Origin of the sequence: Pantoea sp. BJFS-204 (genome assembly GCF_049310725.1) — a bacterium.
Lineage (GTDB): Bacteria > Pseudomonadota > Gammaproteobacteria > Enterobacterales > Enterobacteriaceae > Pantoea > Pantoea agglomerans.
On the sequence record NZ_JBMOWE010000001.1, the window covers coordinates 236,566 to 260,033 of the forward strand.

Annotated in this window: 21 protein-coding genes and 3 pseudogenes; 17 read left to right on the forward strand and 7 right to left on the reverse strand. The window is 53.9% G+C overall.

The features are described from left to right. Nucleotides 1–3: 3 nt before the first annotated feature. Nucleotides 4–732 carry a LytR/AlgR family response regulator transcription factor gene (locus tag ACO6VX_RS01110; protein WP_031590540.1) on the reverse strand — a complete coding sequence of 243 codons (729 nt, stop codon included), beginning with the start codon at nucleotides 730–732 and terminating at the stop codon, nucleotides 4–6. Continuing rightward, entirely contained in the window at nucleotides 729–2,399 is a 1,671-nt protein-coding gene (locus tag ACO6VX_RS01115; RefSeq protein WP_010257859.1) for a sensor histidine kinase, read from the reverse strand. Before ACO6VX_RS01115 ends, ACO6VX_RS01110 begins: the two co-directional genes overlap by 4 nt. A gap of 279 nt (nucleotides 2,400–2,678) precedes the next feature. Here ACO6VX_RS01115 and ACO6VX_RS01120 point away from each other — a divergent pair, with 279 nt between their 5' ends. Next, the gene (locus ACO6VX_RS01120; protein ID WP_031590544.1) at nucleotides 2,679–3,203 is read left to right on the forward strand and encodes a GNAT family N-acetyltransferase; all 525 of its coding nucleotides are present in this window, start codon (nucleotides 2,679–2,681) and stop codon (nucleotides 3,201–3,203) included. 117 nt (nucleotides 3,204–3,320) lie between these two features. Continuing rightward, entirely contained in the window at nucleotides 3,321–4,553 is a 1,233-nt protein-coding gene (alaC, locus tag ACO6VX_RS01125) for an alanine transaminase (RefSeq protein WP_033758563.1), read from the forward strand. A gap of 51 nt (nucleotides 4,554–4,604) precedes the next feature. On the opposite strand, the gene ypdK is transcribed toward alaC, so the two are convergent. From ypdK to ACO6VX_RS01140, 3 genes are all read right to left on the reverse strand, one after another. Further along, nucleotides 4,605–4,679 (reverse strand): membrane protein YpdK, encoded by a 75-nt coding sequence (ypdK, locus tag ACO6VX_RS01130; RefSeq protein WP_099257831.1) that lies wholly within the window; start codon nucleotides 4,677–4,679, stop codon nucleotides 4,605–4,607. A gap of 202 nt (nucleotides 4,680–4,881) precedes the next feature. Then, complete coding sequence (locus tag ACO6VX_RS01135; RefSeq protein WP_422457448.1) at nucleotides 4,882–5,910, reverse strand: HlyD family secretion protein; 1,029 nt, start codon at nucleotides 5,908–5,910, stop codon at nucleotides 4,882–4,884. Between the two features lie 2 nt (nucleotides 5,911–5,912). Further along, nucleotides 5,913–7,511, reverse strand: a complete 1,599-nt coding sequence (locus ACO6VX_RS01140) for an MFS transporter (protein ID WP_346459786.1) — start codon at nucleotides 7,509–7,511, stop codon at nucleotides 5,913–5,915. Nucleotides 7,512–7,660: 149 nt separating this feature from the next. On the opposite strand from ACO6VX_RS01140, the gene ACO6VX_RS01145 reads away from it, so the two are divergent. The 5 genes from ACO6VX_RS01145 (at nucleotide 7,661) to ACO6VX_RS01165 (ending at nucleotide 11,666) form a co-directional block, all read left to right on the forward strand. Continuing rightward, complete coding sequence (locus ACO6VX_RS01145; protein WP_010257875.1) at nucleotides 7,661–8,446, forward strand: IclR family transcriptional regulator; 786 nt, start codon at nucleotides 7,661–7,663, stop codon at nucleotides 8,444–8,446. A 7-nt stretch (nucleotides 8,447–8,453) separates the two neighbouring features. Beyond that, entirely contained in the window at nucleotides 8,454–8,906 is a 453-nt protein-coding gene (locus ACO6VX_RS01150) for a universal stress protein (protein ID WP_010257878.1), read from the forward strand. Nucleotides 8,907–8,915: 9 nt separating this feature from the next. Then, complete coding sequence (locus ACO6VX_RS01155; RefSeq protein WP_124890182.1) at nucleotides 8,916–9,722, forward strand: hypothetical protein; 807 nt, start codon at nucleotides 8,916–8,918, stop codon at nucleotides 9,720–9,722. 274 nt (nucleotides 9,723–9,996) lie between these two features. Next, on the forward strand, nucleotides 9,997–10,278 hold the full coding sequence (locus tag ACO6VX_RS01160) for a lipoprotein (RefSeq protein WP_010671379.1): 282 nt from the start codon (nucleotides 9,997–9,999) through the stop codon (nucleotides 10,276–10,278). A 512-nt stretch (nucleotides 10,279–10,790) separates the two neighbouring features. Next, nucleotides 10,791–11,666, forward strand: coding sequence for an SMP-30/gluconolactonase/LRE family protein (locus ACO6VX_RS01165; protein ID WP_422457451.1), 876 nt, complete (start codon nucleotides 10,791–10,793; stop codon nucleotides 11,664–11,666). Nucleotides 11,667–11,704: 38 nt separating this feature from the next. Here the strand turns inward: ACO6VX_RS01165 and ACO6VX_RS01170 are convergent, their stop codons facing one another. Beyond that, nucleotides 11,705–12,931, reverse strand: a complete 1,227-nt coding sequence (locus ACO6VX_RS01170; protein ID WP_022624176.1) for an L-lactate MFS transporter — start codon at nucleotides 12,929–12,931, stop codon at nucleotides 11,705–11,707. Between the two features lie 285 nt (nucleotides 12,932–13,216). On the opposite strand from ACO6VX_RS01170, the gene ACO6VX_RS01175 reads away from it, so the two are divergent. Next, the gene (locus ACO6VX_RS01175; protein WP_010257893.1) at nucleotides 13,217–13,450 is read left to right on the forward strand and encodes a hypothetical protein; all 234 of its coding nucleotides are present in this window, start codon (nucleotides 13,217–13,219) and stop codon (nucleotides 13,448–13,450) included. A gap of 36 nt (nucleotides 13,451–13,486) precedes the next feature. On the opposite strand, the gene ACO6VX_RS01180 is transcribed toward ACO6VX_RS01175, so the two are convergent. Next, entirely contained in the window at nucleotides 13,487–14,386 is a 900-nt protein-coding gene (locus ACO6VX_RS01180; protein WP_010257896.1) for a DMT family transporter, read from the reverse strand. A 177-nt stretch (nucleotides 14,387–14,563) separates the two neighbouring features. Here ACO6VX_RS01180 and ACO6VX_RS01185 point away from each other — a divergent pair, with 177 nt between their 5' ends. The 9 genes and pseudogenes from ACO6VX_RS01185 to ACO6VX_RS01225 all read left to right on the forward strand — a co-directional run bounded on the left by ACO6VX_RS01185 (nucleotide 14,564) and on the right by ACO6VX_RS01225 (nucleotide 23,438). Beyond that, on the forward strand, nucleotides 14,564–15,433 hold the full coding sequence (locus tag ACO6VX_RS01185; protein ID WP_422457453.1) for a helix-turn-helix domain-containing protein: 870 nt from the start codon (nucleotides 14,564–14,566) through the stop codon (nucleotides 15,431–15,433). Nucleotides 15,434–15,998: 565 nt separating this feature from the next. Beyond that, nucleotides 15,999–16,499, forward strand: a complete 501-nt coding sequence (tssB, locus tag ACO6VX_RS01190) for a type VI secretion system contractile sheath small subunit (protein WP_137229997.1) — start codon at nucleotides 15,999–16,001, stop codon at nucleotides 16,497–16,499. 33 nt (nucleotides 16,500–16,532) lie between these two features. Next, nucleotides 16,533–18,056, forward strand: a complete 1,524-nt coding sequence (gene tssC, locus ACO6VX_RS01195) for a type VI secretion system contractile sheath large subunit (protein WP_422457963.1) — start codon at nucleotides 16,533–16,535, stop codon at nucleotides 18,054–18,056. Continuing rightward, nucleotides 18,040–18,201 (forward strand): annotated as a pseudogene (locus ACO6VX_RS01200) (type VI secretion protein); the annotation flags it as partial. The gene tssC and the pseudogene ACO6VX_RS01200, both read left to right, overlap by 17 nt. Nucleotides 18,202–18,290: 89 nt before the next feature. Then, a pseudogene (locus ACO6VX_RS01205) lies at nucleotides 18,291–18,743 on the forward strand (type VI secretion system baseplate subunit TssF); the annotation flags it as partial. Continuing rightward, a pseudogene (locus ACO6VX_RS01210) lies at nucleotides 18,742–20,234 on the forward strand (DUF2345 domain-containing protein); the annotation flags it as partial. The pseudogenes ACO6VX_RS01205 and ACO6VX_RS01210, both read left to right, overlap by 2 nt. Before the next feature lie 2 nt (nucleotides 20,235–20,236). Continuing rightward, on the forward strand, nucleotides 20,237–21,064 hold the full coding sequence (locus ACO6VX_RS01215) for a DUF4123 domain-containing protein (protein ID WP_346453861.1): 828 nt from the start codon (nucleotides 20,237–20,239) through the stop codon (nucleotides 21,062–21,064). A gap of 44 nt (nucleotides 21,065–21,108) precedes the next feature. Continuing rightward, nucleotides 21,109–21,651 carry a DUF3304 domain-containing protein gene (locus ACO6VX_RS01220; RefSeq protein ID WP_137270027.1) on the forward strand — a complete coding sequence of 181 codons (543 nt, stop codon included), beginning with the start codon at nucleotides 21,109–21,111 and terminating at the stop codon, nucleotides 21,649–21,651. Next, nucleotides 21,651–23,438 carry a hypothetical protein gene (locus ACO6VX_RS01225; protein ID WP_422457456.1) on the forward strand — a complete coding sequence of 596 codons (1,788 nt, stop codon included), beginning with the start codon at nucleotides 21,651–21,653 and terminating at the stop codon, nucleotides 23,436–23,438. Before ACO6VX_RS01220 ends, ACO6VX_RS01225 begins: the two co-directional genes overlap by 1 nt. Nucleotides 23,439–23,468 lie beyond the last annotated feature (30 nt).

Below are 23,468 nucleotides of genomic sequence, written 5' to 3' on the forward strand. Positions count from 1 at the left end.
GCGCTACAGGCGCATCAGCTGTCGAAACTGCTTCACCTTACTGCGGCTGACCGGCACCTGAAACTCCAGATCGCGCAGCTTCAGCAGATAGGTGTTGTTAAACCACGGCTCGATTTCACGAATCTTGCTGAGGCTGACGCAGAAAGAGCGGTGGCAGCGGAAAAATTGCTGTTCCGGCAGGCGTGAACAGAACTCGGTAATATTCATCGACATCACGTAGGATTCGCGCCGGGTATAAACAAAGGTCAGCTTCTCATGCGCCTCAACGTAGTAAATATCATTCACGTCAGTGACGATAATGCGCTCATCTTTGATCAGGTTGACCGTCTGCGGCGCGGGCGTGGCAGTGAGATGGCTGACCGCCTGCTGCGCCTGCGCTGTGGCTTCGAGCTTGTTCAGCATGGTAACAATCCGCGACTCCTGATAGGGCTTGAGAATGTAGTCAAACGCCTCCAGCTCAAACGCTTCTACCGCATGCTCTTTCCACGCGGTAATAAAGACAATCAGTGGCTTGTGGGCAAACTGATGGATATTCTGTGCCAGCAGCATGCCATCCAGTGAGGGGATGTTGATATCGAGGAAAATCACATCAACCCGATGCTGTTGCAGGTACTTCAGCACGTCCAGACCATCGTCAAAACAGGCTTCAATCTCGATTTTGCTGTGATGCTGAATCATCCAGCTCAGCTCCTGCTGCGCCAGGAATTCATCTTCCACAATAATGGCTTTCATAACAGATTCTCCGCCAGGCGCTGGCCATTCTTACTCAGCGTAAAGGAAATCTCGGTGCCCGGCTGATGCCGCACGATATTCAATCCCTGACCCGACAAAAGTTTTACCCGATGATGCACATTGAGCAGGCCGATTTTATTACCGGGCATTTCGTTACGCGCCACCCGTGCTATCACTTCGTCACTGATGCCCTGACCGGTGTCCCGCACCGAGATCCGCACCTGATCGCCCAGATCCCGGACGCTCAGCGTCACCACGCCTTTGCCTTTACAGGGCTGGATGCCATGGACAATGGCATTCTCCACCAGAGGCTGGATCAGCAGACTCGGCAGCAGAAAATGGAGATCCTCATCGACGTCATAGATCATCGTCAGCTTATCGCCAAACCGGGCCTGCTCGATGGCGATGTAATCTTTCACCTGCCACAGCTCTTTACGGATGTCGATTAGCTCATCGTCGTTCAGTTCCAGGTTGTAGCGCAGATAGCGTGACAGGTTTATCACCAGCTGACGGGCGGTATCGGGATTGAGCCGGATAGAAGAGGAGATAGCATTCAGGGCGTTGAACAGGAAATGAGGATTTATTTTACTTTGCAGCGCACGCAGTTCCGCTTTATTAGCCATCTCGCGCAACTGCTCGGCACGCGATACTTCAAGCTGGGTTGAGATGATTTGTGACAGGCCGATCGCCATCTCCTTCAGCGAGCCGGTAATACGGTGTGCGCGGCGATAGTAGATTTTCAGCGTGCCGGTGACTTTGCCTTTCTCCCACAGCGGGATCACAATCATGGAGTGAATATCTTTGGTGCGATGCGCTTCATCGTTGTTCTTAATGATAATTTTACCGCTGGCGATCGACTGCGCCGTGGTGGGGCTGATGCCATCATCCCCATGTTTATAATTGTGTTCGCCATAGCCGACGTAGGCCAGAATCTGTTTTTTATCGGTCATCGCCACCGCATCGGCTTTGATCTCCCGTCGGATAATGTCACAGATGTTGCGCAGCGAGTCACTGTTCACCTGACGGAACAGCGGCAGAGTTTTATTGGCGATCTCCAGCGCCAGCTTGGCCTGGCGGGCGGCAATCGCCTCTTTCTCCCCCTCAACGCTCTGCACCAGCAGCACAATGATGCCGATACTGGAGGCACCGAGGATCATCGGCAGGGCAATTTCCGACACAATCGCCAGTCCGAGTGAGGTGGGGCGAGCCCACACAACAATCAACAACATCGTCAGGGCTTCACAGAGCATGCCGCCGACGATACCGGCACGCCAGCGGTGCTCTTTCAGTACCCGGCGATTAATACCGCCCGCAACGATACCGGCAATGATGCTGGTAATCAGGCAGGGCACGGAGGTTACGCCGTGAATATCGATCAGAAAACGGTGCAGACCGGCAATAACCCCGGTGGCGATCCCGACCCAGGGACCAAACAGAATGCCACCCGCCATCACGGCGATGACCCGCACATTCAGCAGTGAACCATCGACATCGACACCCGACCAGGTACTGAACAGCGCAAACAGGGAAAAGATGGCAGTAACGGCTACTTTCTCCGCACGGGTGTGTTCATCTTTTTGCAGCAGCTGACGAAACGGGCGGGTGCGTGTCAGAAAGAACAGGCAGATCAGCATCAGGGCGGCGCGGTCAAATACTGCCAGTAACATCGTGAAGTGGGAGGACACAGGCGACTCGTCGGCAATGGAAAGTGCCTCTATGATAAAAAATGTGATCGCGAACCGCTAGCGTCCCGATCAATCACGGCGGGAGTTAGTGTTTCAGATCAATTTTTACGACATATCTGCAAAAAGGGGAAAGGTTGAGTGCATTAAAGGGGAACAGTTTTTTCGCCCTGCAGAGGCTGGTCGCTAAGGTGCCGTTTTGCTATGTTGCGCGATGAGGTGCGCCAGTGACCGCTGGAAAACCGCGCCCATCGGGAGCATCAGATGCAACTTGTCACCGCCAGATTAACCCTGAGTAAATTACAGCCAGAAGACTGGCAACTGTTTCGTGCCGTCCATGAAGATCGCGACACCATGACCTGGGTGAGCGAAGTCCCCGATGAAGCGGATATCCGCCAGCGCTTCACCGAGCGTCTGGCCCCCTGGCAGGCGAGCAGTTTTCATATGCTCTGCCTGGTTGCGCGACGTCGTGACAACGGTGAGCCGATTGGCCTGTTTGGCTGCAGCCCCGAATGGGAGCCATACCGTCAGGCGGAGGTGGGCTATATGCTGCTGCATCGCCACTGCGGTCAGGGATATGGCAGCGAAGCCCTGGCGGCGCTGTGTCAGTTTTTGCTTGAAGCCGATTTCCACAAACTCAAAGCGATGGTGATTGAAGGGAACTGGGCGTCACGCCGTATTCTGGAGAAAAACGGCTTTCAGCTGGAGGGCACGCTACGGGATAATTATCTGCTGAACGGCTGCTGGGTGAACGATTGGCTGCTGGGGCGGCTGAATCCGCAAAAATAAAAATATTTTCCGCCACCCTCGACAAAATGATCCTCGCCACGTTATGTTCGTAACGGGTCACCACAGTGACCCGCGTCGCTCGGACGGTCCGGGCGCTTACGTAATCCAGAGGACATCATGGCTGATAACAGCACACCCCGTCGTTTCTCGCGTATCGAACGTTTACCCCCTTACGTTTTCAACATCACCGCTGAACTGAAGATGGCTGCGCGTCGGCGCGGCGAAGATATCATCGACTTTTCAATGGGCAACCCGGATGGTCCGACTCCGCCACACATCGTCGAAAAGTTATGCCAGGTGGCGCAGCGTGACGATACCCACGGTTATTCCACTTCTCGCGGTATTCCGCGCCTGCGCCGGGCGATCTCGCGCTGGTACGCCGATCGCTATCAGGTTGAGATCGATCCTGAATCAGAGGCGATTGTCACCATCGGTTCCAAAGAGGGGCTGGCGCACCTGATGCTGGCGACGCTGGATCACGGTGATACCGTGCTGGTGCCCAATCCCAGCTATCCGATCCATATCTACGGTGCGGTGATTGCCGGGGCGCAGGTACGCTCGGTGCCGCTGGTGGCGGGTGTCGACTTCTTCAATGAGCTGGAACGCGCCATCCGCGAGAGCTATCCCAAGCCAAAAATGATGATCCTCGGCTTCCCGTCCAACCCCACCGCACAGTGTGTGGAGCTCGACTTTTTCGAACGGGTGATTGCGCTGGCGAAGCAGTACAACGTGCTGGTGATCCACGATCTGGCCTATGCCGACATCGTCTACGATGGCTGGAAAGCGCCATCGATTATGCAGGTGCCGGGCGCGCGTGATGTCGCCGTCGAATTCTTTACCCTGTCAAAAAGCTACAACATGGCGGGCTGGCGTATCGGTTTCATGGTGGGCAACAAAGAGCTGGTCGCCGCGCTGGCGCGAATCAAAAGTTATCATGACTACGGCACCTTTACGCCACTGCAGGTGGCGGCGATTGCGGCGCTGGAAGGGGATCAACAGTGCGTACGCGACATCGCAGAGCAGTACAAACGCCGCCGTGATGTGCTGGTCAAAGGATTGCATGAAGCGGGCTGGATGGTGGATAACCCGAAAGCCTCAATGTACGTCTGGGCAAAAATACCGGATCATTACGCACATCTTGGGTCGCTGGAGTTCGCTAAGCAACTGCTGCAGGAGGCGAAAGTCTGTGTCTCGCCCGGTATTGGGTTTGGCGACTATGGCGACACGCACGTGCGTTTTGCGCTGATAGAGAACAGCGATCGTATTCGTCAGGCGGTACGGGGAATTAAAGCGATGTTTCGTGCCGATGGCATATTGCCAGGCAGCATAAAAATGGAAGAAGAACGCTGACAGCCAGCAGGGGCGACTCAGGGGTCGCCCCGTGGCGGCACTGTCACGCCATTACTTCAGCAGCAGAACAAAGGTTCCGAACCAAAGTAACGCGAAAAAAGATATTCCCATCAAGGCATATTTCACAAAGCAACTCCTCTGAGCGGTTACGATGATGGCGATCCCAAACCAGTGCAACGCGAACAGATGTGGAAAAGAGATCGCCATGTACAGTCATGGTCTGCTCTTTTCCGGGTTGATCTGAATAACTCAGAACAGGATCGAGCGCTAATTTACGCGTAATCCTCCCCAAATGAAATAGGTCCGTTCTGAGATATTGCTCACAATTTTACGGCACTTCGATTTCAGGGATCGCCGACATGCCTACACGTAACTGAGCCAGATGCTGTTGGTCGCCATCCAGCACAATTTTCACCGGCAGACGTTGAACGACTTTAGTGTAGTTGCCGGTAGCGTTATCGGGAGAGATCGCCGAAAAAGTTACGCCGGTGGCCGGTGCGATGCTGTCCACATGACCTGTAAAGGTCTCGCCCGGCAGGGCGTCCACCCGGATCCGCACCCGCTGACCGGGACGCACATCGCTTAACTGCGTCTCAAGATAGTTAGCGGTAATGTAGGTTTGCTGCAGTGGCACCACCGCCAGCAGACGGGTGCCGGCTGATACGTACGCGCCGGTCCGCACCGAGCGCTGACCCACCATGCCGTCAACGGGCGCAGTAATGCGGGTGTAGGAGAGATTCAGTCTGGCCTGATCGACGCTGGCCTTCGCCGCTGCAACGTCCGCTTCTGCTGAACGCACCGCCGCCTGTAGCACTCCCACCTGTTTTACTGCTGACGCCAGCGCGGCCTGACTCTGATGCACGGCTGCCAGCGCCGAGCGCTGGTTTGAGCTGGCTTTCTGCTGATCGTCGGCTGCCACGGTACCGCTTTTATAGAGGCGGTTATAACGATCGGCGCTCTGACCGGCATACTGCGCAGAGGCTTCGCTGGCCGCGACGCTGGCTTTCTGTTGATCAATCACCGACTGCTGCTGCTCCAGCTGTGCCTGACTGCTCAGCAGTTTCGCCTGGCTCACCTGCAGGTCAGCCTCCGCACTTTCCAGCGCCACACGATAGTCACGATCGTCCAGCGTCGCCAGCAGCTGACCCGCTTTGACCTGCTGATTATCCTGCACCTGCACGTGGCTGATGTAGCCCGAGACTTTCGGTGCCACCAGGGTGTAGTCCGCATTGACGTAAGCGTCGTTGGTGCGGTGATCGTTGCCGGTCATCAGTGACCAGACCACAAAAGCGATGGCCAGTAACACCAGCAGCAACAGACTCAGCAGCAGGGTTCTTTTCATTTCGAAAGCACGCATATTCAGTTATTCCGGGAAGGGTTTTGAATCAAAGTTTGAGGCGGCCACACCCGTTTTGGCAGGATGGCGGTAAGCAATAACAGGCAGGCGGCAAAGCCGGTCAGCATCAGCCAGCTGTCGCTCAGACCAAGGATCGTGGCCTGATGCCTGACCAGGGTAGCGAATCCGCTGAGATTATCGGCGGCGCTGATGCTGCCATCCGGCAACAGCGGCAAGCTGCTGCTGGCCTGACTGGCCGTCGGCGCTGTCATCAGCCAGCTGCGACTGGCCGCCTGATTAATCAGCACACTGGAGTGAAACTGCTCACGATGCGAAAGGAAAACCTCAACCAGCGTAGAGGCAGCGATGCTGGAAAAGCCGCGCACCGTATTAAACATCGCCGAGGCAAACGGGCCTTCTGGCGGGGCCACAACGCTGGTGGCGCTCATCAGTATCGGCAAAATGATCATCGGTTGTCCGAACGCCTGCAGGATCTGCAGCAGCCAGAAATTCTGTCTCGCCCAGTCACTGGTGATCTGTGTGCCCAGCAGACAGGAGGTCACCAGCAGGCCGACGCCCGCCGTCAGCATCCAGCGGCAGTCGATCCAGCGGATATTCAGCAGGGCCGCAATCAGCGGTGCGATCAGCAGCTGCGGCAGGCCCACCGCCAGCGCCAGCGGGGCAAACTCAAGGGTGCGAAAGCCGCTGACCTGAGCAAAATAGGCCGAAGGCAGCGCGGAGCCAGAAAGCCCAAGGATGAGCACGCAGGCCAGGCCCAGCAAGCCATGCGCCAGATTTGGCCGTCGGAGCATCTGCAATTTAAACAGCGGCAGCGGGTGAAACCACTCATTAATCAGGAAAACCAGCAGCAGCGGCAGCGCGGTGAGCAACATACCGGTAATCAGTGGCGAGTTCAGCCAGTCGAGGCGCTCACCCTGGGTCAGCACCAGAATCAGCAGCGCAACACCACTGCAGCCGGTCACCATGCCGAACAGATCGATCTGCTGAAAGCGTTCCGGTCGCAGCGGATCCTGGGGCAATCCCCATCCTGTCAGCAGCATAGCGATCAGCATCAACGGCACGACCTGCCAGAACACCATCATCCAGTTGACGTGATCGGTCCACAACGAGGCCAGCGAGGCCGCCATATTGGGACCAAACGTTGCGGTCAGGGCATAGCCCGCCAGGCCAAAAAGTTTAAAGGGCGGCGGCAGAAAGCGCAGGGCGACCGTCATCAGCATTGGCGGTAAGGCGCCGCCAAACAGGCCCTGCAATACGCGCAGGCTGATAAATAGCGTCGGATCCCGCACCAGCGGCAGCAGAATGCCAGTCAGCATAAATCCCGCCGACACGCCTAACGTAAAACGCCGCAGCGACAGGGTGACGGCAAACCAGGGCGCAATCATCATGGCGGCCACTTCTGCCGCCTGATAGCCAGAGATAATCCAGCTACCCTGATCGTAACTGATGCCGATCGCGGCACGGATATCGGCCAGCGCGATATCACTGACGCGATCGTTCAGCCCGGAGGTCAGTGCGGCGATGAGCACGCCGACTAATCCCAGTGCCAGTCGCAGTGTAAAAGGATGAGGGGCCGGCGCGGTGGCAGGCTTAGCGTTCATTGCAGGCGATCTCGTTATTATGATGCAGTGTACTGCGATGTGATACAGATCGTAATATTACATCCCGGTATACTGTATTGCAATGTGGTACAGGCTGTAAAAAGTGCGGCATTCGCGCTACAGTAAGGCAGCTCAAACAGGACGACGCTATGGCACATCAACCCTCCAGCCGCGAGGATGAAAAAACGGGCGGTATACAGGTCATCGCCCGTGCGGCAAAAATACTGAATGCGCTTGGTGAACAGCCCGGCGGCATGAGCCTCGGTGAGATCGCTCAGGCGGTCGAACTGCCGCGCTCAACGGTGCAGCGTATTGTTGCCGCGCTCGACAGCGCAGAGCTGGTGCGCAGCAGCGGGGCGGGCGGACTGCGTCTGGGGCCGGCGCTGTTAAAACTGATCTCCAGCGTACATACCGATGTGGTTGATCTGGTCAGTCCGCTGCTGGAAAAACTCTCTTCCGACACCAATGAAACCGTCTCGCTAGCGCGCGCCAGCGGCAGCCAGCTGGCGATTATTCACCACGTGGTGGCGTCGCGTGAGCTTCGGGTGGTTCCGCATATGGGACTCAATCTGCCGCTCTACAGCACCTCCGGTGGACGGGCGTTGCTGGCGCTGGAGTGTGAAAAAGATGTACGGACGATCGTTGGCGACGCCTGGCAGGAGTTAACCGATATGACGGTAAAAACGCTGCCTCAGTTGCTGCAACTTATCAGGGAAGTGCGCGAAACCGGTATCGCCGTGGATCGCGGTGAAACGCTGGAAGGTATCTCTACCATGGCGTTTGCGCTGGATACGCTGTTTGGTCGCTTTTCTGTCTCTTTGCTGGTGCCCTCTGCACGTTTTCTGCGACACGAAGCCCGTTTTCGTGACGAGATGCTGAAGTGTAAAGAGGCACTGGTGCGTGAAATCGGCAAAGTCGCCGCGATAGAAGGATAAGCATTCGATGAAAACCCTGCTGATGGCCATTGATCACTCTCCGGTAGCGGAAAAAGTGGTCGCCTTAACCATTGAAGAAGCGCTGGCGCATCGCGCCGAGGTGGTCGTGCTGTGCTGCGTCGATCCCGCTTACTCCTCCTGTAATCAGCCAATGGAAATCGATGCGGGTGAAGATCCGGCCGATTTTGTGGCTGCGCAGGATGAGCAGAATACGGCAGAAATGGTGGTGCGCCATGCACTGGCTCCGTTACTGCGTGCGGGCATTAATGCGCGGGGCATGATTCTGGCGGGTGACGCGGCAGATACTATCGTTGCCCAGTCGCAACAGCTTAAGGCCAGCATGATTATCATGGGACGTCGCCATCTCTCCTCTTTGAATCGGCTGTTAAAAGGCTCAGTCAGCGCATCGGTTATTGAGCGCGCTCACTGTCCTGTGCTGATCGATGTGCGTAAGGATTAATCCCGCCGCATGAATGCTCTGCTTTTTATTACGCTGGCCGCGTTTGCGCTGCTGGCGCTGATTGTTATTGTGCTGATCAAAACCACCCGGCTGCGTTTGTGGCAGGGGCTGATCATCTTTCTGCTGCCCCTGATACTGGCAAACCTGCTCTGGTTCAGCTGGGTTGCGCCGCGTCAGTTACAGGCCAGTCAGCGTGAGCAGGCGGTAAATCAACTGGCAAAGATGCCCGGTTATCGGGTGCTGCAGACTCAGGAACCGGCGTTATGGCTGTTGCTTACCCAGGAGCTGACCCGGCGCATCCGTGCGGGGGAGCCAGCTGAGAAGGCGACGGGCGAGCTACGTGGCTGGCTGATTGAGGTGATTAATCAGCGGCTGATGCGCGGAACTGACGCGGCGGTGGTCAACTATATCAGCGTCTCAGTTGAAGAGATGCGGGCGCTGAACCAAATCGATCCGGGCCTCTGCTTCCGTTATCTCTATCCGCAGGTGAGTGGTGGCATCAATCTGCTGACCACGCTGCCGCCGTCGCTGAATCGCAAAGAGGCGGACGCCATGGAGCAGCTGCTGCTGAACAGTCCATTGCCCGATCAGCCACTGGATAAGGCGCTGGCGCAGGATGATCTGCAAAAAATTGTCGCCCGGCTCTATCAGCAGTGGGGGGATAAGCTGCAGCAGCTGAATATGCCTGCCGACACGGCGGTTGATCGCTCATCGCTGTGTGCCATGTCGATTGATCTCTACAGCGCGATTCTGGCATTACCTGACAAGCGCGCCGCTAACCTGTTACGTAGAATGATTGCACTGACTGGCCAGTAAGCGGCAGCGGAATAGCGGAATAGCGGGCGAAAAAAAGCCCGCTAAGCGCGGGCAGGGAAGAGAGGAACAGATTTTTATTTTTGGCATTTCCTGGTGTGGTGCAGTCTTCGTTTTGTCTGAATGCATCTTGTCACGCCGTGCATGATAGTGATAGCCGTTTAATCGTATTACATTAATCGGTAAAAGCTTCTCAAGTTTTGAACTTTCGCGCATTAATCCTATGGATGCGCGGCATGCTGCGTCATAAACTGCGCGGCAACGTGAGGATAACTTAATGAAAAAACTAATAACCGGCGCACTGGCGCTGATTTTGCTGAGTGGATGTACTGCCAGCAAACCCGGGGCATTTGAACGTGTAGATGAAGATCCAGGCTCAAATACCGTGCAGTACCGTTTTGACCCGGTAAAGGTCAATCGTGATGCAATGAATATTGATCTGGCGAATTACTGCAGTAATAAAGGCTTTGATAAAGTCGAGGCGTTACCTGTGCAGGAGAGTCATATTCCGGGACTGCAGAAAGCGTGGTTCCAGTGTAATTATGCTGTGAAAAGCTAAATAAAACGGGCGGGATAATTATCCCGCCCTTAAAGTTTAATGCTTTTATTTTATGCTGTGTGACATCTTTGCCCGTTAGCGGCGATGGTGACCGCCATGATACCCACCGTGATAACCTCCATAGTAGCCTCCATGATATCCGCCGCCACCCCCGCGGTGCCAGCCATTGTCGTGTCTGGGGCTGATGATACAACCACTTAATAATGTCATCAGCGCAACCACCGAAGCGACTTTAATTAATCTCTTCATCGGAAGCTTCTCCTCTTTTCCAATGACTATGACACTACGCTGGAAAAGTGGAGTGAAGATGCAGGCTTTGTAGAGTTATTTAAGAAGGTATGACGGAATATTTCAGAGGGCTGCGTTTTGCAGCGGAGAATAATAAAGAAATAAGAATGAACTGAATAGTAAATACTATCAAAGAGAATAGTCTCAAAATCAAGAGAAAATAATTCTCATTTGAAAGTTTTTACAACTACATTATTAGCATGTCAGTTCAATGGGAGAGAAACATGGCGCATGACGTTAAAAATATTCTGGCTTTACAGGCTGAACTGGGCGAATGCCCGCTCTGGTCAGTGGAAGAACAGGTGCTGTACTGTGTCGATATTCTGGCACCCGCCATTCACCGTTTTGATCCGGTCAGCGGTGAACTGCAAACCTTCCCGCAGGCGGAAGAGGTGGGATGCATCGGTCTGCGTGAGCAGGGCGGTCTGATAGCTGCATTGCGTGGCGGTGTCTGGCTGCTGGATGCGCAGGGTAAGCCAGAGAAAAAGATCGCAGAAAATCCCGGTGAGGCTGCGCAAAGCCGATTTAATGATGGCCGCGTTGATCCCTGGGGGAATTTCTGGTGCGGCAGCCTGTGGGAACCGCAGGACAAAAATGGCGGGCTGCTGTGCCGTGTGACGCCTGACCTGAAGCTGGAGGTCAAAGCGCGTGACATTAAAATTTCCAACGGGCTGGCCTTCTCTCCCGACCGGCGCTGGATGTATCACAGTGACACGCCGAATGAAGCGCTCTATCGCTATCCATTAAACGCGCAGGGCGAACCGGGCGAACGCACCCTGTTCCGCCGTTTCGACGCGAAAGGTGGATTGCCGGATGGTGCCGCAGTGGATAGCGAAGGATTTTACTGGTCCGCACAGTTTGATGGCGGACGCGTAGTACGCATCGATCCCCAGAGCAGCGAAATCGTCGATGAGATCCTGCTGCCGGTGAAGTGGCCAACCATGGTGGCCTTTGGTGGCGCCGATCTTAAAACGCTGTTTATTACCAGTTCACGGGAAGATCGCACCGAAGAGGAGCTGGCACGCTATCTGCAGTCAGGCGATATCTTTGCGGTGGACGTCTCGGTGGCGGGCATGGCAGAGCCGCGATTCCGCGGCTAAACGTGAACGGGCCGCTCTGGCGCGGCCCGTCGTGATGGTTAATGACGTTGCAATACAGGTGTTGCTGTAACAGAACTCTGTGGTAAGCGGATGGTGAGTGACAGGAACAGGGAGATGACCAGCAGCGTCATAATCAGGCTGAAGGTGACGGTGAACCCGCCAAACAGCGAGGCGACCAGTGAGCCCAGCACGCTTCCGATACCAAATCCGAGATAGAGCAGACCATAGTTTTTTGTCAGGTTGTTGAGGCCGAAAAAGTCACTGACCAGCGACGGGAATACCGTGATGGTACCGCCAAAGCTGAAGGCTACACAGGCGAGTGACAGGAAGAAGGTGATCTCATTCATTCGGGTAAACAGCAGCACGCTCATCCCGATCAGCGACACGATTTGCGCCAGTGAAATAACCCGGATGCGCATCATTTTGTCAGACAGTATGCCCAGCACCAGACGGCCACTCAGGTTGGCAATCGCAATCACCGTTACCGCACTGGCAGCGGTCTGCGTAGTCAGATGCACCAGCCCTTCGCCGATATCTTTGGCAACGCCTATCACATAGAGACCGCTCATGCAGGCTGTCAGGAACATCAGCGCCAGCATCCAGTACTGTGGCAGACGCACCGACTGTGCCAGCGTGTAATCCCGCGCATGTTGCTGACCATTCGTGCTGCTCCCGGTATCCTGAAGGGGGGCATCACGCATCAGCAGTGCACCGAGGATAATCATCGACATCGCGAGCACGCCCCAGATCATAAAGGTCTGCTCCAGACCCACTGTTGCCAGCAGCGCCCCGCAGATAAATTTGAATCCCAGACTGCCAAGACCGTAAGCGCCAATCGCACAGGCAGAGATCATCCCTTTGCGCTCCGGAAACCACTTCACGCAGTTTGAGAGCGTCATCAGGTAACCTGCGCCATCCGCCAGACCCACTAGCAGTCCGGCGCTGAAATAGAGCATCATCAGGTTATTAGCATGCGCGGTAAGCCAGAAACCCAGCGCCATCAGCACACCCGCCCCGATAGTGACGCGGCGTACGCCAAAACGTTCCTGTAATTTACCGGCCAGCGAGGAGGCAATAGCCAGCCCCAGACTCAGCAGACCAAACGAAAAAGCGACCTGACTGACCGTCGCATCCAGCTTCTGTGACAGCTGGCCGTTGAACAAACTCCATGTGTAGACTGACCCCAGCGCGAACTGAGTGATTACCGTTCCGAACAATGTAAGCCAGCGAGCACGCTGGTAAGAAGCCTGTTGAGTCTGGTTCATAATTTTTCTCTCCCATCCGGGAATCTGGAAACTGCGGTCAGAATAAAGCAGTGATTCGCGCGCGTGAGCAGTAAAGGCATGAACGGAACGGATCGGGGAATGAAATGCCATTCAGGCGGTATGAATGGCATCGGGAGGGGTTGGCAACGTCGCGTCAAAAGTAAGCAAAACGGCAGCTTAATGATTAAGCGTAATTAGCCGTAAGATAATGTTTCAATCAGATGATTCTGTGAGCAGGTTTTCAGATTATTTGCCAGGCTAACAGTTCACTTATCAGGAGGAAATATGAAAGACCGGACATATGAATCCAGCACCAGTGAGGATGAAGTTTGCTGCATCATCGGTCAGGCGGTGATTGAACTCAGTACAGAACAACAGCCTGTGACCAAATCGACGCTGGCATTAAAACTACTGTCGATGGCCGATCGTGATAGTGACGATGAGCGTGTTCTGCTCTACTGGATTGCGCGTAAAGCGATCAATAAACCACAGAAACTCCTTCAGCAGCAGTGGGCATAACGCCCATCCGGACGCGGGCTTCAGCCCGCCTCCGCGTCAGATGATTATCCGGCGGCGACTTGCCGGCCAACGGGCAAACATCACGACATTGCCCAGTAAAATCATGACAAGGCCAGGGATGGCGCTGGCATGCCACTCATATCCTTCATAACGGGTAGAGAGTGCCAGCGCCACCAGCGGAAACAGCACCGTTGTATAGGCAGCCCGACTGGGTCCGATACGTCCCACCAGCGTAAAATAGGCCCCGAATCCCATCACCGATCCCACGATAGCCAGATAGATCAATGCCCCAAACCACTGTGTATTCCATGTCGGCTGCAGCGAAACACCCTGCAGCAGCGAGACCAGTGCCATGATCAGCGCACCGTATAACATGCCGTAACTGTTGGTTGTCAGCACGTCACGTTGCAGACGCTGATGCCGCTGACTGATCATATTGCCGAATGAAAATCCCAGCGTACCCAGCGCACTTAACCCAATGCCCCACATCAAGCCGGTCGAGGCCTGAGTGCTGCGCAGATCGTGCCAGAACAACGCAACAATGCCCGCCATGCCGAGCACTATCGCCGGAATCAGACGTGCGGAAGGGCGCTGACGGAAAAATATCCAGCTGTTAATGGCGTTATACATCACCGCCATAGAGAAAATGACCGACTCCAGTCCGCTGCTGATATAGCCAGAGGCGTAATAAAAGCAGACAAAGTTAAAGCCAAAAACGCAACAGCCCTGCAGCACACAGAAGAGGTGATCCTGCAGCGTCAGCCTGTGCAGACGCTTTATCAGCTTAAGCAGCAATAACATGACCAGCGAGGCCAGCAAAAAACGCCAGAAGACAGCGACAGTTACGGCGCTGATGCCTGCAGACTGTTGCGCATAAATCGCAATCCAGGTCGTGCCCCAGATCAGCACGACTGAGAGATACAAAAACAGGTTCATTACCAGATTCTCCACCGCAAAACGCCGAGTCTGCGCCCGCAACGCTCTTTGGTCTTGCAGCGGATTGCGCAGGGTTTGCAAAATCTTGCGCATTTTTACTCTCTGTCCCGATGTGCTCTGTTTTCTGTCCCGCGCAATCCGTAAACTGGCACTCTGTTTATCTGAACTGATACCCCGATGAGTCGCTTCCAGACCTTTGACATGCTGCAACGACACAAAGCACAACTGCGCGATCAGGTGCAGCTTCACAGCGGCATTCAGCTGGCAGCCTGGTTTAATAGTGGCGATCGCGTGACAAACCTCAGCGACCATCACACGCTGAGCCTTTACGTGGCGGGCGGCTACGATACCTGGCATAAAACTCCGAATGGCTGGCGTAACGGTGGCGCACCGGACCGCTTCTGTCTGATGCCGGCAGGCACGGAATCAACCTGGGATCTGCGTGCCGATCTCGCCTTTGTTCATCTCTATTGCAGCGAGAACCAGCTGCGGCAACTGGCCGAACGGGTCTGGGACCGCAGTCCGGCGCAGTTAAACCTGCATGAGAAAGTCTTTTCTGTTGATGACCGCATTACCCAGCTCTATCGACACTTTCTGCTGAGCAGCGACTGGCAACAGCCCGCCAGCCAGCTGACGCTGAGCAGCGCATCAACACTCTTGCTGACCCATCTGCTGCAGCACTACAGTGAAGTAAAGTGGCAACTGCCCCAGGTGCGGGGTGGACTGGCTCCCGCTGTATTACGGCGGGTTCTGGAATTTATTGAAACCCATCTCGATCAGCCTTTAACCCTGGCGGTGCTGGCGCAGGAAGCGGCATTGAGTGAGTTTCACTTTGCCCGCATGTTCCGTCACACCACTGGCGAGGCACCACACCAGTTCGTGATGCGCCGTCGTATGGATCGTGCAAGGATGTTGCTTGAGCGGCCCGATCTTACGCTGACCGATATTGCCCTTCAGTGTGGCTACCACTCATCAGCCCACTTCAGCCATCGTTTCCGGCAGGTTTATGGCATGACGCCCTCGGCGTGTCGTCGGGAAAGTCGATGAACTTCTTAGCGGCAACAGGCACATTAGCAGCATATAACAGTGCCACAAATCATTAACATAATTTATTATAAAAACTAACCCGTCTGGGCTGGTTCTCGTTTTCACTTTCTGCCGCTATCCTGTAAAAAAAGCATGAACCGCACTTTTTAGCATTGGGTAATTTCTCTGCTCAATCCCGCAATGAACTATTCACTGAAACATTTTTTAGTCCCAGCTATCATGCGCCCCACAGCCGCAATCTTAAGAAAAATCTTATATATCAGATCAGTATAAGATATTTTCTGGCAAGATTGCTTTGTTACATATGGTTACATATTATCATTTCCTTTAGCTGACCCACTATTTCTAAACTCGCGCCATGGGTGTTTATCTGAAAAATAAATTCAGGATTTACGCTCTTTCATCACGTCATATCGCCAGTAAATGGAATGTACTCGCTTCTGACCGCAGGTCCTGCTTTTCATTGAATGTTTAATAGCAGGAATGTTTTATGGCAGGGTAAGCCATTCTTAATATTTGACACTGGCTGTGGCGGTTTCTATCACTCCATAGAACAGGGACAGCCATGTCTAACTCTTCCTTTCAGTCCGAAATACCCAAGGCACGTATCAATTTAAAACTTGATTTGCATACGGGCGGGGCGAGCAAGAAAACCGAACTCCCCCTGAAATTACTGGTGGCGGGCGATTACAGCAATGGGGCCGAACAGCGTCCTGTGTCTGAGCGTGAGCCAGTCAGCGTCAATAAAAATAACTTTGACTCAGTGCTTTCCGAATATTCCCCAAAAGTCAATCTGACCGTTAAAAACACTCTGGCCGGTGACGGCAGTGAAGACAACATCAGCCTGACATTCCAGAGCATGAAAGACTTCGAGCCTGAACAAGTCACCCGGCAAATCCCTCAGTTAAAGGCGATGCTCGCCATGCGCAATCTGCTGCGCGACCTCAAAGCCAACCTGCTGGACAACGCGACATTCCGTAAAGAGCTGGAAAAAATCCTGCTTGACCCGACGCTGAGCGCTGAACTGCGCAGTGAGTTGTCTGCTCTGGCCCCGAAACAGCCATAACGGTCGCGATATTTAACGGATTTAATGAAGGAAATGCTGATGTCTGTAAAAAATGAAAACGCCGCGGGCGGTGAGAGTGTGGTACTGGAACGTCCGGAAGCGGGCAGTGTCTATGCGTCTCTGTTTGATAAAATTAACCTGAATCCGGTGTCTGAACTGAGTGCGCTGGATATCTGGCAGGACAGTCAGGCGATGTCCGATGCGACGGCCGATGAGCGTCTGACCGCCGGCATGCAGGTCTTTCTGGAGTGTCTGACAAAAGCGGGCGCGAAGATTGAAAAACTGGACAAAAATCTGATTGACCACCACATCGCTGAGCTGGATTTTCAGATTAGCCGCCAGCTGGATGCAGTGATGCACAGCGAAGAATTCCAGGCGGTGGAGAGCCTGTGGCGTGGTGTTAAATCCCTTGTCGACAAAACTGATTTCCGTCAGAACGTCAAAATCGAGCTGCTGGATCTGTCGAAAGACGATTTGCGCCAGGACTTTGAAGATGCGCCCGAGATTGTTCAGAGCGGATTATACCAGCACACGTATACCGCAGAGTACGATACCCCGGGCGGAGAGCCGATTGCGGCGCTGATTTCTGCGTATGAGTTTGATGCGTCGGCTCAGGATGTGGCGCTGCTGCGCAACATTTCCAAAGTCTCTGCTGCCGCACACATGCCGTTTATCGGCTCTGCGGGCCCGAAATTCTTCCTCAAGGATTCAATGGAAGAAGTGGCCGCCATCAAAGACATCGGCAACTACTTTGACCGTGCCGAGTACATCAAGTGGAAATCCTTCCGTGAGACGGACGATTCCCGCTATATCGGTCTGGTGATGCCACGCGTGCTGGGCCGTCTGCCGTATGGCCCGGACACCGTGCCGGTGCGCAGCTTCAACTACGTCGAAGAGGTGAAAGGCCCGGACCACGATAAATACCTGTGGACCAACGCCTCGTTCGCCTTTGCCGCCAACATGGTGAAAAGCTTCATCAACAACGGCTGGTGTGTACAAATCCGTGGCCCGCAGGCCGGTGGTGCAGTAAAAGACCTGCCTATCCATCTGTACGACCTGGGTAGCGGTAATCAGGTGAAAATCCCGTCTGAGGTGATGATCCCGGAAACCCGCGAATTTGAATTTGCCAACCTGGGCTTTATTCCACTGTCGTACTACAAAAACCGCGACTACTCCTGCTTCTTCTCCGCGAACTCCACGCAGAAACCGGCGCTGTATGACACCGCCGATGCCACGGCAAACAGCCGCATCAACGCGCGCCTGCCGTACATCTTCCTGCTGTCGCGTATCGCGCATTACCTGAAGCTTATCCAGCGTGAAAACATCGGCACCACCAAAGACCGTCGTCTGCTGGAGCTGGAGCTGAATACCTGGGTACGTAGTCTGGTGACAGAAATGACCGATCCGGGCGATGAGCTGCAGGCCTCTCATCCGCTGCGCGATGCGAAAGTCACCGTGGAAGATATCGAAGATAACCCGGGCTTCTTCCGCGTGAAGCTGTACGCCGTACCGCACTTCCAGGTGGAAGGCATGGACGTAACCCGGACTGTTGTTTGACGTACAGGCCCGCCGACTCCGCCTGCTGCGGCTGAAAGCCGGGCGCAGTGAAAGCGACAAAGTCCGGCTCACCCCGGAAATGGATTCACTGCTGGCGGGGTTGATTGCGCTCGATCCGGCCCGCGCGATGGTGCTGTGCGGGTAACTATCCCTTAGCATCATGCTGTTCAGTTAACGCTCGTCCTCCTGATGACGTCTTTCTTTTAATGATTTTTCCACTCAGGATGTCCGTACATGGATGATTTAACCCTGCGATATTACGAAGCCGAGATGCGCTATCTGCGTGAAGCCGGTAAAGAGTTTGCCCGCGCCCACCCGGACCGTGCGGCGATGCTCAACCTGGACAAAACCGGGGCACGCGACCCGTATGTGGAGCGCCTGTTTGAAGGCTTTGCCTTCCTGATGGGGCGCTTACGTGAAAAGCTTGATGATGACCTGCCGGAACTGACCGAAGGGCTGGTCAGTCTCTTGTGGCCGCATTACATGCGCACCATTCCGTCGCTCTCCGTAGTGGCCTTCAGCCCGGACTGGCAGCAACTGCGTAAGCAGGAACTGCTGGAATCCGGATTCTCGGTGCTGTCGCGCCCGGTCGGGCCGGAGAACACGGTCTGCCAGTACCGTACCACCCGCGAGGTGCCGCTGCAGCCCCTGCACCTGGCGGATGCCCGTCTGCAGACCGAACCGGATGTCGATGCGTTCCGGGCGTGTGGTGCAGGGCATCATTACCGGCTTTAAGCACCTGAAAGAGACCGCTGACCAGACGCATTTTGCGGTCACGCTCTCATCGCGCCTGGCGCTGCTCGCCCATACCCGCCGCTGTGCGGTGTACCAGAATGTCTCCGTACCGGAACTGGTGGAGCAGATACTGCGCGCTCACGGTCTGGAGGGCTCAGACTTTGAGTTCAAATTCGACCGCACGTACCCGGTTCGTGAGCTTATCACTCAGTGGCGGGAAACCGACCTGCAGTTTATCCAGCGCATCCTGGCCGAAGATGGCATCTGGTTCCGTACCGGGGTGAACACCACCACCGGGCTGGATACGGTGACTTTTGCTGACAGCCAACTGCAGTACCAGTTTGATGTCCATCTGCCTTACCGTGAGCCTTCAGCTCTCCATGACGGTGCAGTTGAAGCCGTATGGGATGCGCGGGTATGGCACAACACCGTCACCGGCAGTGTGGCGACCCGGACAGACCGTACATTGCCCATGCGTTTCATGACTCTGAACATCCGGACGTGGTCACCCGGGACAACCGCAGCCAGAACATCCTGCGTACAGCAGGGCGTAACGAACTGAGGATGGAAGACCAGCGACAGGCAGAGCATATCGCGCTCAGCACCCCGTTCGGGGCCACGGCGCTGAACCAGGGGCACGTCGTGGATGCGCGGAATGAACCGCGCGGAACCGGGTTTGAGCTGCGAACCGATGAGTTCGGGGTCATCCGCGTGGCGAAAGGGCTGCTGGTGACGGCGACGGGCCAGAGCAAAGCCGAAGGCGATGTGCTGAGCATGGATGAAGCCCTGACAGAAATTGATATGGGTCGTCAACGGCTGGCCCAGCTGGCAGATGCCGAACGACAGGCGCTGGCGCTGGAAGCGGATGTGGCCAGCCAGATAGCAATGTTTAATGAACGACTGAAACCATTGAACGAGGTGGTTCACTTCACGGCACCGGAAGGCATGGCCTTTACCAGTGGTGAACATCTGCAGCTGACCGCCGCCGGCAATATCGCCATCAATGCCGGAGAGGACATCAGTACCGGTTCGCTGGGTAATACCGCGCTGCTGGCAGGACAGACCCTCGGGGTGTTTGCACAGAGCGGTAAGCTGAGTCTTATCGCCGACCAGGGCCCGGTACAGGTGCAGGCGCAGAACGGTGGCCTGCATATGAGCGCTGCGCAGAAACTCAGCATCAGCAGCATGAGCGACATCCTGTTTGCCGGTAAGAAGAAGGTGACGCTGATAGGCGGTGGCAGCTACGTAAAGATAGAGGCGGGGGGCATTGAGTACGGTACGCCTCATACCTATACCCGTAATATTAAACGCACGCAGAAACTAAAGCCTGCGAGTCAGCCTGTAGAAATGCCTGCGCTGTATCCGCCAATCGAAAACAAAATTTGTATTCCGTGCCTGCTGAAGGCTATTCAGGGGAATGATGCAATAGTGCAGGGAGCATAACTATGGATAGTTCAGAACTGATTGCAGCATTACCCGGTCGGACCGAAGAGATTATCTGCCTGCTGTTTGAAGCCGGGGCGCAACCGGAAGAGGATTTTCTGGCGTTTAAAGCGAAACATGAAGACAGGATGCATTCGCTGTATATCCATCCGCAGCTTACGGAGTTTCAGAACTACGGTCCCTGGTTGCTGGAAATTGATAATGCAGAGCGGCTCCCTGATTACCTTTCGTCTTTGCAGGGATGTGCCGCAGTCATTGTTTCCGCGCGCTTTGCGTCTTTGTTGGCAGTGCAGTTATCCCGTGGTTGCACCATTGTGCAGCCGGATGGCTCAACTGAGCTGACACGCTTTTATGCCAGCCATGTCATGGAAGTGCTGGCTCAGCGTGCCGACTGTGACTGGCATACCTTTCTGTTCAATGGTATCACGCAGTGGTGGTTCCCTGGGGAAATGAAGTGGCAGCCTCTTGACATCATACCCTCTGAAGTAGAAATGCCGACTAATCACATTATCAGACTTGATAAAGCCACCTGGCAGCAGATTACGGATAAGCCGGAAGTAACCAGCGTGTTGAGCGAATGGCAAAAAATGCCGACCAGCAGGGCGTTTCCACCTTGTGCGCAGCGTTCGATGGTGATTAAGGCACTGAATAAAAGTAAAGAGTCGGGTTTGTTATCCGCTGCGGATCAGAAAGTGTACGCGCTGTATTACCTTAGTGGTGGGCGGCAGGAGCTGGAATCAGATGCACTGAGGGCTGCATTACCAAATGTGATGAATGAAACACAGTCGCTGGCAGAGGTGTTGGTTAATCTTGCGGATACACAGTACTGAAAATCTGAACAGTTCATGGTTTTTGTTCAATCAGGAAATGAATAATGGGATTTTTTAAAACTTACGACAAAGTTGATAACGCCGTTAATCGTGGCTATGCCCGCTGGGGGAAATGGATCTGGGGCAGTTTATTGGCAGTGGTTCTGGCATACGGTGGCTGGCTAATCTGGGCATCCGTCTGGGGGCCGCCGACGGGTCCAGTAACATTGATCATTCACAGTGAAATTGACAGGCCTATTTTGGGGTTTAGTGTTAACGGAGTGGCGGGACCCAATGCGTCTGCATATAAAAAAAATCCTTATTCAGGTGGCGGAGGAGCGGCTACTTGTTGCGGCAGCATCAGCGGGAAAACGGCGGAAGTAATATGGACATTAAGCACCACACGTGCTCAGTACAATGCGGGCCTTCGTAAAGAAACTCGTCGGATAGTTATGCCAATGCCAGAAAGAAAGTGGGGAGAGAATGATCTACATGTCCACTTTTTGCCTGGAGATAAAGTGCTACTGGGCTGGAGCGATAATGCCTGGTCGCCTTATGAAAAACGTCCTGATACTCAAGGTCAAACTGCAAAGGAGGAGCAAAATTGATGGATATCGAAAGTATTATTGCTGCTGCCAGTCGTGCCCAGCAGGCAGATGATGTCGGATTGGGAAATTGCTCGCGGACATGGCATGTCGGTTTCTTTTTTGATGGTATCCATCGAAATATTCAACAGGATGCGTCGGAGCAGCGCCTTACTAACGTAGCCAGATTATTCAGAGCATACCCTAGCCCTCAAGAAAACACGGTTGATGTAAGCTATGATAAATTTTATTTATCAGGACTTGGCACACCATTTCAGGAAGAACTCACTGAGAAGTTGCATACCATAATGGATAGTGCGCAAAGCTCTGTACTGGATGATTTGAAAGACCAGCCAAAAGAAATAGCTAAAGATGCCGGCCTGGATTATTTGAAAAGTGGTAACTGGTGGGAGGTTCTAAAGGATTCCGGAAAAAAACTGATAAGCCCTTCGGAGTGGAAAACGCTGGTGGGCGATGTAGCTAAAAATGCCGCAAAAAAATCTGGTATTGAGGCAACCCCCTGGTTGCGTGATAATCCCGTGATTGCAGATATGCTAGTTACCGGTGTCGATACACGAATAAGTTCGGCAAAATTACGTTTTGAGCGGTTTTTTGAACGAGCCAAAACCAATAGCTCCGTACCTGTAAAACTGATCTCCATTTCGCTTTTTGGATATGATGTCGGAGCAACGCTTGCACGTAAATTTATTGATACGCTGCTTGATGATATTTGCCAGAAACAGGGAGGTAAATATAGTTATCAGGGGATCCCTGTAGAGATTGTTTTTACAGGACTGTTTGATTGTGCCCGTCATACACCTGCCAGTAATAATAATGGTGTGGACTGGTTTATTTCGACTTTTGGGGGACCGGTAAAAGGTATCAGCGTGCTGATGGGCGATAAATCTGTTGATCAGGAATCGACATTGCCCGATACGGTTAAAAACGCACTGCACCTGGTCGCAGCCCATGAAAACCGGCCATGGCGTAGCGTTTATTGTCTTGGTGGAAGTAATGATAAACATAAGGAAGAGTTGTTACCCGGCTGCGCAGAGGACGTAGGGGGAGGCCTGAAGCCAAATGAACAAAAACCGAGTGCAGAACTTTGCCGGGTGGCCCTTCATCGGATGTACCGGGCAGCGACGATGGCAGGTGTTCCCTTTCCAGATTTACAAACACTAGATAAGACGGATACTGATGTTGCTGCCTATTTCATCATGCAGGATAAGGTTAATAACAAGTCTGTCGCTCAATGGACCAAACTCTATCAGCAAGCGGTGCCTTTTAGCGCCGTCAGTATCGGAGCGCAGAACCGTCATCTGGACAGTTATATCGAGTGGCTTGGGCGACAATATTACCAGTATCGCAGCGAGTGTATGAAGTATGAAAAACAGCGTGAGAATGTTTTGGCTTCAGCCGGGGCATCCGCCGGGTTGCTGGGCATATCGACACAGGCTAAAGAGTCTGCAGGTAACTATCAGAATGAGTTGAATGTTCTGAAAAAAAATTGGGGATGGCTGGAAGATGTCCATGATGCAGCAATCAAAATGAAAAATAGCATGGAACTCAATCCCGATGATAAACGCCTTCAGATCGTGCCTGATATCTATGGGCCAGCATTAAGGAGAGCGAAAAGGTTTCTGAAATATGCTCATGCAGCGTATCTAAATCAGCCTCAGCCTTTTCCTGAAGACTCAGCACCATCTGAAATGTATGCCTGGTTTGTGCACGATATTCAAAAAGTGGAAAAAGGGGCGGCGGTTTCACAGGGCTTTTTGGTCATTCGCTCACTGGAAAATCCTGAGGCATAATGAGTTTAATCTACCCAATGAGTAATATAG